This window comes from Acinetobacter sp. Colony158 (genome assembly GCF_019264745.1).
Classification (GTDB): domain Bacteria; phylum Pseudomonadota; class Gammaproteobacteria; order Pseudomonadales; family Moraxellaceae; genus Acinetobacter; species Acinetobacter ursingii.
This window is the reverse complement of the sequence record NZ_CP078523.1, coordinates 603947-609161: the sequence shown is the minus strand read 5'-3', so window position 1 is coordinate 609161 and position 5215 is coordinate 603947. Positions and strand designations below refer to the sequence as shown.

Below are 5215 nucleotides of genomic sequence, written 5' to 3'. Positions count from 1 at the left end.
CGTTACAAAATAAAAAAAACAAGAAATGAATGCAATTTTGAAGAAATTTTTCTCTAAAAAGGGTGCAAACATTTATTTTTTCACAATAAATTTTCCAATTAAAACTGTAAATGCGTATGTTTCTCATTTTAATTTTATAAAAATCATAAACTTACATCATTTTTGCTTTGCAATCATTTTTAAACTTGACCATAATATTCATATTCGAGAGGAGAATTACAAATGCGCGGCAATCCAGAAGTCATAGACTATTTAAATATGTTGATCGGTGGCGAACTGGCTGCCCGTGATCAATACCTGATCCATTCACGTATGTATGAGGATTGGGGTTTAAGCAAAATTTATGAACGTATCGATCATGAAATGCAAGAAGAAGCTGCACATGCGGATTCGATTATTCGCCGTGTGTTATTCCTCGAAGGCAAGCCTAACATGAACCGTAATGATATTGTCACTGGTGAAGATGTTGTATCTTGCCTGAAAGCAGATTTGGCGCTTGAATATCATGTTCGTCAGAAATTGGCTGATGGCGTGAAATTGTGTGAGGAAAAAGGGGACTATGTCAGCCGTGATATGCTCCGTTCACAAATGTCAGATACTGAAGAAGATCATACTTACTGGTTAGAAAAACAGTTACGTTTGATTGAATTGATGGGCTTACAAAATTATATTCAATCACAGATGTAAGATTAAAAAACTCAGCTTCGGCTGAGTTTTTCATTTTGATATTATGGTTTTTGCTGTAAACGTTTGACATCTTTAAGCACTTCATCAGCATGCGTTTGAGTGTTGACGCTGGTGTAGTGATAGACCACAGTACCTTTGGGGTCAATTAAAAAACTTTCTCTTTTGGCAATTTTCATGATCCCCATATTTCGCACAATGCCAAATTTTTCGGCTAACTGATGATCACTATCTGCCAAAATGGGAAAAGTGAGTCCTAATTTGTCTGAGAATTTCTTATGTGAGGCAACATCATCCAGACTTACGCCCATGACCACGGCATTCGATTGGGTAAATTGCGAAGAAAGCGTTTTAAAACGATTGGCTTCCTGAGTACAACCAGGAGAGTCATCTTTGGGGTAAAAATACAAAACCAGCCACTTGCCTCGAAAATCTTTTAATTCGTGCCAGATTCCATTTTGATCCTGTAATCGAAACTCAGGTGCAGGCTGACCCACCCATTGTTTTTGATCTATACTGGATTTTGAAAATACCTCATTGGCAGCATGTGTGAAATTGATCAGTCCTGCGGTTAAACAGAGACTGATTAAGCCTGTTCTCAATATTGTTATTGTGCGCGTCATTTTCATGTTTATTCAAAAGCCCATTGGAAAAGCCTAAATCTCAGTTTAACAAAATCAACTTTGAAATGTACTAAGAAATTTTTGCTTTTGTGATTCGGTCTATGCATATTAGATCAATCAAAATAAATAAAGTGAAAGAAGATCAATGGACGTTGGTGCAGCACTGATTAAATTAAAACCCAATACATGGCCAAAAGTTGAAGACTGGCAACAACAGCTTGAGCAGCGCAAAGTTGAAGCGATTGAAACGCTTCAAGCTGAAGGTGTTACAGTTGAATCATGGTTTCATATCCAGATCGAAGGGCAGGATTATTTAATTGCTTATATGCGAGCCGTCGATTTAGTTAAAGCGCAACAAATGGCTAAAACCAGTCCTTTTGAGATTGATCAAGTTCATCAACAATTTAAACGAGACTGTTGGGAAAAAGTGATTCCTGCAATTTTGTTACTTGATCTGGACAATAATGAGCAACCCCGCAATCAAATCACCGAATAAAAATGGTTATACTTTTTCAAGTGAAAGGCGCAGAGTAAGACATTGAAACAACGTATTCTTCTCATTACAGGATGGGGTGGCGGTGAGAAGCTATTAAATCCCTTAAAACAGTTACTTGAACAACAAGGCTATATCGTTGAACTCAGTAATATTTTTAATGCGCTAGATGAGCAGGTTTTAGCGCAACAGGTAGAACATGCTATCAAATTTGATGTGATTGCAGGATGGTCATTGGGGGGCGAGTTAGCCATGCGCTTGGTGGATGACGTTGCTCTCAAGACAGGTCAAAACAAGACTTTAATTACGATGGCCTCTAATCCAAGTTTTGTGGCACATGAAAATTGGCGACATGCGATGTCTGTAGAAGATTTTCATCAGTTTAAGCAGTCTTTTGAGCATGATCCGATTACGACTCTAAAGCGTTTTGGTTTGCTGGTGACCAAAGGTGTTGAAACTGCTAAGTCTGATTTTAATACGATGCAAACCATGTTACATGCGCAGCCCATGTCGCTATTAAAACAAGGTTTAGCGATACTTGAACAATTTAATTTGGTTGAAATCTTAAAAAATTATACAGGTCGGCAGCTTCATCTCTTTGCAGATCATGATGCGCTAGTTCCTTGCGAAATTGTGCAAGATATGCAGAAGATTAATGCAAAATCAATTCAGATTGTGACCGTTGAAAATTCTGCACATAGCTTTCCGTTCATTCAGGTCGAAAAAACTTGCGATGAAATTACCAAATTTATTGAATCATCAGTTTAAGCTTTAAACGAAATGGTGTTTATCGCAATATATTTTCAAAGTCTGCACGTTTAATATGTAGTTTCATATTGAAAAGGTACATCAATGGAGTCAATGGATGAGTGATCAGTTTGATTTGGAGCATATCTGGCATCCCTATACCTCCATGCTTCATCCATTACCTACCTTTAAAGTCAAACGTGCCTATGGCGTAACCATTGAACTTGAAGATGGTCGTCAGTTGATTGATGGCATGTCTTCATGGTGGTGTGCAATTCATGGTTATCATCATCCTGAACTCGATCTTGCTGTGACGCGTCAACTCGACCATATGGCACATATCATGTTTGGTGGTCTCACCCATGATCCTGCAATTGAACTGGGAAAATTACTACTCAAAATCACACCGCCCAGTCTGGATAAAATTTTTTATGCTGACTCAGGTTCAGTTGCGGTGGAAGTCGCCCTGAAAATGGCGGTTCAGTATTGGTCATCAAAAGCAGGGTCATCAAAAGCGGGATCGGATACGAGCTTCAAACAAAAGACCAATTTTATCACCACACGTTCGGGTTATCACGGCGATACTTGGAATGCGATGTCAGTTTGTGATCCTGTCACGGGCATGCATCAGATTTTTGGAAATAGTTTATCGCGGCGGATATTTGTATCTGCACCACAAAGTCGTTTTGATGGTGAATGGAATCCTTCCGAGCTGGATGAAGTGGAGCAAATCTTAAAACTGCATCATCATGAGTTAGCTGCATTTATTATTGAACCGATTGTACAGGGCGCGGGTGGAATGCGCTTTTATCATCCAGAATACTTAAAACAGCTCCGCAAGTTGTGCGACCAATATCAGTTACTGCTGATTTTTGATGAAATTGCCACAGGTTTTGGCCGGACTGGAAAACTGTTTGCGTGGGAACATGCACAGGTTGAGCCCGATATTATGTGTATTGGTAAAGGATTGACAGGCGGTTATATGACTTTATCAGCCACGCTTACGACTAGGCAGGTCGCTGAAACCATTAGTGCTGGTGAAGCTGGTGTTTTTATGCATGGCCCAACTTTTATGGCGAATCCTTTAGCCTGTGCCGTTGCCTTGAGAAGCACACAGTTATTGCTCGAACAGGATTGGCAAAGCAATATTCAACGGATATCTGAACAATTACAATCATTACAGATTTTGTCTGCATTGGAATACGTGGCAGATGTACGTATTTTAGGGGCGATTGGGGTGGTAGAGCTCAAGTTAAATGTCGATATGAAAACCTTGCAACAGCAGTTTGTTGAGCGTGGGATCTGGGTGCGCCCTTTTGGTAAACTGGTGTATGTGATGCCACCCTATGTTATTTCCAAAGACGAGTTAAATTTCCTGCTAGAACAACTGATTGAAGTGGTACAACAGATGCAAGTTGAGGTGAAACATGGCATTGCTTGATCATTATCAACAGCAGCTTGATCAGCTTAAACAGACTGGAAATTTACGCCAGTTTACCGCCAATGAGCAACACGGCGCTTATATTGAGATTGCAGGAAGAAAGATGCTTAATCTTTCCTCTAATGATTATTTGGGCTTGGCTGCCAACACTCAGCTTCGCGAAGAGTTTTTAGATCAGCAACCCATTCAGCGCCGTTATTTTAGTTCGTCTTCTTCACGCTTGTTGACAGGTAATTTTGAGGAATATGAACAGTTTGAAGCGAATTTAAGTCAGGCATTTTTAGGTCGTGCTTCGCTGCTCTTCAATAGCGGCTACCATATGAATATCGGAATTTTGCCTGCTTTAAGTGACAGTAAAACGCTGATTTTGGCTGATAAATTGGTACATGCCAGTATGATCGATGGCATTCGTTTGTCGTCTGCCAAATATGTACGTTATCGGCATAATGATCTACAGCATCTCACTCAAATGCTTGAAAAATATCATGATGATGCCGACATTGAGCGCATTATTGTGGTGACTGAAAGTATTTTTAGTATGGACGGGGATGAAACGGATCTGTCTGAACTGGTGAAGATCAAGCATGGTTTTGATAAAGTCATGCTGTATGTGGATGAAGCACATGCGATCGGTGTTCGCGGTGAGCAGGGTTTGGGTTGTGCCGAGCAATATAACGTGATGGCTGATATTGATTTACTGGTCGGTACCTTTGGGAAAGCCTGTGCATCAGTGGGTGGTTATCTGATATGTGATCCAATAATTCACAGCTATTTGATCAACACCATGCGTCCATTGATTTTTAGTACCGCTTTGCCGCCGATCAATATTGCATGGTCGGATTTTATCTTTAAAAAAGTCATGACAGCCAAGAGCGAACGCTTACATTTGCATAAACTTAGCCAGGATTTACAATCGGCAATTGTCGCAAAAGGTTATCATAGTCCATCGACTAGTCAGATTGTGCCGATCATCATTGGGGCAAGCCAAGATGCGGTAGAAAAATCGAAAAGTGTACAGCAGTATGGTTTTTATGCAATGCCTGTTCGTCCTCCAACTGTGCCACAGCATAGCGCGCGTCTCAGAATTTCATTAACATCTCTGATTCAACCTGATGATCTGCAACGACTGGTAGCCTGTTTGTGAATCTAAATAAATCCCTAATCGCTCAGCGTTTTGCGAAAGCAACACAAAGTTATACCGAACAAGCGGTTATACAAAAACAAATC

Annotated in this window: 6 protein-coding genes and 1 pseudogene; 6 read left to right on the top strand and 1 reads right to left on the bottom strand. The window is 40.2% G+C overall.

Features of this window, described 5'->3' with window-relative positions:
* The first annotated feature begins 222 nt into the window (after positions 1-222).
* Positions 223-687 (top strand): heteropolymeric bacterioferritin subunit Ftn, encoded by a 465-nt coding sequence (ftn, locus tag JR005_RS02200; RefSeq protein WP_125269219.1) that lies wholly within the window; start codon positions 223-225, stop codon positions 685-687.
* Between the two features lie 41 nt (positions 688-728).
* Here ftn and JR005_RS02195 read toward each other — a convergent pair whose 3' ends face one another.
* A complete protein-coding gene (locus tag JR005_RS02195; RefSeq protein WP_125269218.1) occupies positions 729-1313 on the bottom strand; it encodes a peroxiredoxin in 585 nt (194 codons plus the stop codon).
* Positions 1314-1452: 139 nt separating this feature from the next.
* Here JR005_RS02195 and JR005_RS02190 point away from each other — a divergent pair, with 139 nt between their 5' ends.
* The 5 genes and pseudogenes from JR005_RS02190 to JR005_RS02170 all read left to right on the top strand — a co-directional run.
* On the top strand, positions 1453-1803 hold the full coding sequence (locus tag JR005_RS02190) for a DUF6176 family protein (RefSeq protein ID WP_151721635.1): 351 nt from the start codon (positions 1453-1455) through the stop codon (positions 1801-1803).
* A 42-nt stretch (positions 1804-1845) separates the two neighbouring features.
* Positions 1846-2568: a hydrolase gene (locus JR005_RS02185; protein WP_151721634.1), complete on the top strand. Its 723-nt coding sequence runs from the start codon at positions 1846-1848 to the stop codon at positions 2566-2568.
* A 97-nt stretch (positions 2569-2665) separates the two neighbouring features.
* Positions 2666-3988 carry an adenosylmethionine--8-amino-7-oxononanoate transaminase gene (gene bioA / locus JR005_RS02180; protein WP_151721633.1) on the top strand — a complete coding sequence of 441 codons (1323 nt, stop codon included), beginning with the start codon at positions 2666-2668 and terminating at the stop codon, positions 3986-3988.
* The gene (locus JR005_RS02175) at positions 3975-5132 is read left to right on the top strand and encodes an 8-amino-7-oxononanoate synthase (protein WP_218665504.1); all 1158 of its coding nucleotides are present in this window, start codon (positions 3975-3977) and stop codon (positions 5130-5132) included. The genes bioA and JR005_RS02175 overlap by 14 nt, the downstream gene beginning before the upstream one ends.
* Positions 5123-5215, top strand: a pseudogene (locus JR005_RS02170) (malonyl-[acyl-carrier protein] O-methyltransferase BioC); the annotation flags it as partial. The gene JR005_RS02175 and the pseudogene JR005_RS02170, both read left to right, overlap by 10 nt.